This is a genomic window from Alteromonas sp. AMM-1 (assembly GCF_047290655.1).
Taxonomy (GTDB): Bacteria; Pseudomonadota; Gammaproteobacteria; order Enterobacterales; family Alteromonadaceae; genus Alteromonas; species Alteromonas mangrovi.
Map to the genome: position 1 here is coordinate 1 of NZ_JBLBUE010000225.1, position 4,642 is coordinate 4,642.

The window sequence follows — 4,642 nt, forward strand, 5'->3', positions numbered from 1 at the left end:
ATGAAGGCCGCTAGCTGGCATCGTAGTATTGAACAGTGGGGAGCACTGCAGTTGCAAAACCGCTTTTTTGATACCAATGGTCGTCCGATGAATGAAGATGACTACAATGCCTGGTTGGCCGTACGAGCGGTTTCTGAAGCCGTCACTCGCACCAAATCAGCGAATTCTGCTACGCTTTATCAGTATCTTATGAGTGATAAGTTCGATTTGGCTGCATTCAAAGGGCGTAAGCTTACCTTCCGAAACTGGAACGGTCAGCTACGACAACCCATTCCACTTGTTCAACCTGAATCTCTGGTTTCCCAGTCGCCTCAGCAGGGTTTCCTGCATCCGAATACCGACCTGGATACGCTGGGGTATGACAAACCTGAAGTGCGCTGCTCAATGGCACAGGAGTAAATAATGAAGTCTTGGATTTTGCCTGCAATGATGCTGGCCGCAAGCCCGACGATGGCAGATATTGCCTACGTCTCGAATGAAAAAGATGACACTCTGACCCTAATTGATACCGACGCCTTAAAGGTACTGCAAACCATTGATGTCGGCATGCGCCCCCGGGGCATTATTTTCAGTCACGACTATAAATATCTGTACATTTGCGCCAGTGATTCTGATGCGGTGCAGGTATTGGATGTGGCTACCAACAAAATTATCCATAACCTGCCTTCTGGTGAAGATCCTGAGCAGTTTGCGCTGCACCCTAACAATCATCACCTGTACATTGCTAATGAAGATGATGCCGTTGTGACTGTGGTCGATACGGAAAAGCGGGATGTGGTAGCACAAATCGACGTGGGCGTAGAGCCTGAGGGCATGGCGGCTAGTCCAGATGGGAAGTGGGTGATTAATACCTCTGAAACTACCAACATGTTGCATTGGATTGACGCCAGTACCCAGGAACTTGTTGATAATACATTAGTAGATCAGCGCCCCCGTCATGTGGAATTTACCAAAGATGGCAAAACCGTATGGTCATCTTCTGAGATTGGCGGCACGGTCTCCATTGTCGATGTGGCGAGCAAAGCCATTACACATACCATTAATTTTAAAATTCCCGGCGTACACAGAGACAAAATTCAGCCTGTAGGCGTAAAACTCACCGATAACGGCAAGTATGCGTTTGTGGCGCTGGGCCCGGCCAATCATGTTGCTGTAGTTGATGCGAAAACCTACGAAGTGCTGGACTACCTGTTAGTGGGTCGCAGAGTGTGGATGCTTGAATTCGCCAACGATCAGAAATTACTACTGACGACCAATGGCGTGAGCGGAGACGTCTCGGTTATTGATACGGACGACCTGAAGGTGATAAAAACCCTGAAAGTGGGTCGTTACCCTTGGGGTGTGGCGGTGAAGCCGTGAGTCTGGCGCTGAAAGTCGATTCGCTGCGTTATCGTTACCAGCAAAAATGGGTGCTGGACAACGTGAACCTGCAACTAGAGCAGGGGCAATTCTACGCCTTGCTAGGGCCAAATGGCGCGGGCAAAAGTACGCTATTTAATCTGTTGTGCCAGCTGTTGCAAACCCGCGACGGCGCCATAGATGTGGCCGGTCATAGTACCTTGAAGGCACCGCGCAAAGCGTTGGCTGCACTGGGCATTGTGTTTCAGCAAAGTACGCTGGATCTAGACTTAACCGTTCAGCAAAACCTGGAGTACCACGCCAGTCTTCACGGCATGTCTTCAAAAGCGAGTAAAGCGGCCATCGAGCGCGAACTTGCTCGCTTTGAACTTACCGACCGCAAAAAAGATTCTGTACGTTCTTTAAATGGCGGCCACCGTCGCAGGGTGGAAATAGCCCGTGCATTGCTGCATGAACCGGCTATTCTGCTTCTCGATGAAGCCAGTGTGGGACTGGATATGCCAACCCGCGACAGCATCAATCAGCATATTCGTGGCTTGTGTGAATCACGGGGCATTACTGTGTTGTCGTCAACCCACCTGGTAGATGAAGTGTTGCCTGAAGACCACCTTATTCTGTTACATCAGGGCAAAATTCTGCTCGACAAACCCTGCCAGCGCGCGCTGGAAGATGAGCAGGTGGGTGACGTGAAATCACTGTATCGCAACCTCACCACTTCCGGGGAGGCAGCATGAAGCATTGGGTTGCGTTCAAAGGCATTGTGATTCGAGAAATGTGGCGTTTCTGGCATCAAAAAGCCAGACTGGTTAGTGCGCTAGTACGACCCTTATTGTGGCTGGTGGTGTTCGCTGCCGGATTCCGGGCTGCGCTGGGCATCGCAATTATTCCGCCCTACGACACGTATATCACCTATGATGTATATATCATGCCGGGTTTAGCTGGCATTATCCTGCTTTTCAACGGCATGCAAAGTTCCTTGTCCATGGTGTACGACCGGGAAATGGGAAGTATGAAAATCTTGCTTACCAGTCCGTTGCCAAGGCCATTTTTATTGGTGTCGAAACTGGTGGCTGGGGCGATTATATCGTTGTTGCAAGCCTATGCTTTTTTCCTGATAGCTTGGCTGTTGGGTATTGAAGTGCCGCTGATGGGTTATGTTTATGCTGCTCCAGCTCTACTGATAACCGCCTTAATGCTAGGCGCTCTCGGCTTGTTGTTGTCGTCGTTTATCAAGCAGTTAGAAAACTTCGCCGGGGTAATGAATTTCGTTGTTTTTCCCATGTTCTTTCTTTCCTCAGCGCTTTATCCGTTGTGGAAACTTAAAGAGTCGAACGAGTGGCTTTATTGGGTGTCAGCGTACAATCCTTTTACCCATGGCGTTGAATTAATACGATTTGCTTTATATGAAAGCTGGAATCCTACGGCAACATGGGTCACTCTAGTTACCACAGTCCTATTCTGCGGCGTGGCAATTTGGGGGTACGATCCGAAGCGTGGTATGCAACAAAAGAAAAAACCAAGCAAGTAGACAGCTTAATGCTCGACAGCGGTATGCTGAATTGACTACTATTCGTTTAGAATTAACAAAAGGTTTACAATTATGGTAGAGATCCTGGTTGCAGACGATCATCCACTTTTTCGTTATGCCATTACAGATTTCGTAGAGCGCAATATCGCTGATACAAAAACTGTCACCTGTACTGATCTCGATGCTGCCATTGAGGTCGCAGAAGAAAACCCAGATATTGATCTGGTTTTGCTCGATTTAAACATGCCTGGCATGGACGGCTTAAACGGCATTGTTCGATTCCGAAATCAGTTTCCGGAAATTCCCATTGTGATCGTCTCTGCTGAAGAAGATAAAAACGTAGTATTGCAGGCGTTCACCTACGGTGCAGTAGGCTTTATTACTAAATCATCCAGCTGTGAGCAAATTGTGGCAGCGTTAGAGCAGGTGCTCTCAGGTCAGGTTTATTTGCCGCCAGATATTATTCGCAAAGGTGGTAGCAGCAAGCCGAAGGACGACAGTAATTCTCAGCAAATCGATCCTAAACTGATTGCAGCATTAACCCGCCGTCAGCTGCTGGTGTTTGAGTGCATTGCCAAGGGCAAATCGAACAAGCAGATTGCGTACGAACTCAACATTGCCGAAACCACGGTGAAGGCCCACGTGTCGGCTATTCTCAATAAACTTAACGTGCACAACCGCATTCAGGCGGCCCTGTGTGCCGCCAGCATCGACTTTAATCATTATTTGATGCGCTAAAAAACGCGTGAGGGGCTAATAAACGCCCCTCTAGCCTTCTGCTGTGCGTTCAGCCTTTTTCGACATCAGGTTACTCAACGCCAGTTTCATCTTGTGAGGCTTAACCGGCTTGTTCAGCAGTGAATAACCTTTGGCTCGAACCGACTGGCGAAGCTCATTGGTGTAGTTGGCGGTAATCATAATTACGGGCACATCGCTGCCCAGCTCTCGCTCTACAATTTCCAGTGCGTCAAAGCCTGTATCTCCATCGTCGAGATGGTAATCTGCGACTATCAGGTCGGGTTGTAAGTCTTTAAGCCAGTTATCCCGCGCCAGATCTTCCAGTGTTTGCACGCTGGTCACATCAATGCCCCAGCCGGTAAGTAACTCTTCCATACCACGACAAATGGCTTCGTCGTTATCAATAATCAGCAGGTTTGCACCTTCCAGGTGACTATTAAACCGGTCTTGAACGGTAGGTTTAATGGGTAAATCTGCTGTACTGCGTTGAGTACCAAAGGGCAGGGTTACCGTGAAGCGGGAACCTTTGTTCTCCACTGATGCCACGCCGATTTTGTGATTCATCACCGTAGCGAGTTTATCGACAATGGCCAGACCTAACCCCAAACCTTGATCGTGACGTCGTTTTTTCGCTTCTACCCGGTTGAATTCCTGAAATATCTCGCTAAGTTTATCTCCCGGAATACCGATGCCAGTGTCGCAGACCTGAATTTCAAGGCCGTGAGCTTTGCGTCGCGCACCCAGCAGAATCGTGCCTTCATTGGTGTAGCGAATGGCATTGGAAAGCAGGTTTCGTAGGATACGGGCCAGTAGATAACCGTCGGAATTTACTACTCTGGACGAGTTACGGAAACGGAATTTGAGTCCTTTCGCTTCTGCTTGAGGACGGAATTCAGCTTCCAGATTTGTCATTAAATCTTCAACCGCGAAGTCGTCGAGTACAGGCTCAATAAGGCCCGCTTCCAGCTTAGAAATGTCTACCAGGGCGGTAATTAGCGATTCAAGATTTTCCAGTGA

At 48.7% G+C, this 4,642-nt stretch carries 5 protein-coding genes and 1 pseudogene; 5 read left to right on the plus strand and 1 reads right to left on the minus strand.

All coding sequences use genetic code 11. From position 1 onward, the window contains the following. The 5 genes and pseudogenes from ACLR2L_RS19020 to ACLR2L_RS19040 form a co-directional block, all read left to right on the plus strand. Window positions 1-399: pseudogene (locus tag ACLR2L_RS19020) on the plus strand (branched-chain amino acid ABC transporter substrate-binding protein); the annotation flags it as partial. A 3-nt stretch (window positions 400-402) separates the two neighbouring features. Further along, window positions 403-1,359 (plus strand): YVTN family beta-propeller repeat protein, encoded by a 957-nt coding sequence (locus tag ACLR2L_RS19025; protein WP_413370449.1) that lies wholly within the window; start codon window positions 403-405, stop codon window positions 1,357-1,359. Then, window positions 1,356-2,093, plus strand: coding sequence for an ATP-binding cassette domain-containing protein (locus tag ACLR2L_RS19030; RefSeq protein WP_413370451.1), 738 nt, complete (start codon window positions 1,356-1,358; stop codon window positions 2,091-2,093). The genes ACLR2L_RS19025 and ACLR2L_RS19030 overlap by 4 nt, the downstream gene beginning before the upstream one ends. Continuing rightward, the gene (locus ACLR2L_RS19035; RefSeq protein ID WP_413370453.1) at window positions 2,090-2,887 is read left to right on the plus strand and encodes an ABC transporter permease; all 798 of its coding nucleotides are present in this window, start codon (window positions 2,090-2,092) and stop codon (window positions 2,885-2,887) included. Before ACLR2L_RS19030 ends, ACLR2L_RS19035 begins: the two co-directional genes overlap by 4 nt. 72 nt (window positions 2,888-2,959) lie before the next feature. Beyond that, window positions 2,960-3,625: a response regulator gene (locus tag ACLR2L_RS19040; protein ID WP_413370455.1), complete on the plus strand. Its 666-nt coding sequence runs from the start codon at window positions 2,960-2,962 to the stop codon at window positions 3,623-3,625. A 30-nt stretch (window positions 3,626-3,655) separates the two neighbouring features. Here the strand turns inward: ACLR2L_RS19040 and ACLR2L_RS19045 are convergent. After that, window positions 3,656-4,642: hybrid sensor histidine kinase/response regulator (locus ACLR2L_RS19045; protein ID WP_413370457.1), on the minus strand; the 987-nt coding region annotated here is incomplete at its 5' end.

Coding starts and splice junctions, on each gene's coding strand:
- ACLR2L_RS19025 (WP_413370449.1), top strand. CDS start 403: ATGAAGTCTTGGATTTTGCCTGCAATGATGCTGGCCGCAAGCCCGACG.
- ACLR2L_RS19035 (WP_413370453.1), top strand. CDS start 2,090: ATGAAGCATTGGGTTGCGTTCAAAGGCATTGTGATTCGAGAAATGTGG.
- ACLR2L_RS19040 (WP_413370455.1), top strand. CDS start 2,960: ATGGTAGAGATCCTGGTTGCAGACGATCATCCACTTTTTCGTTATGCC.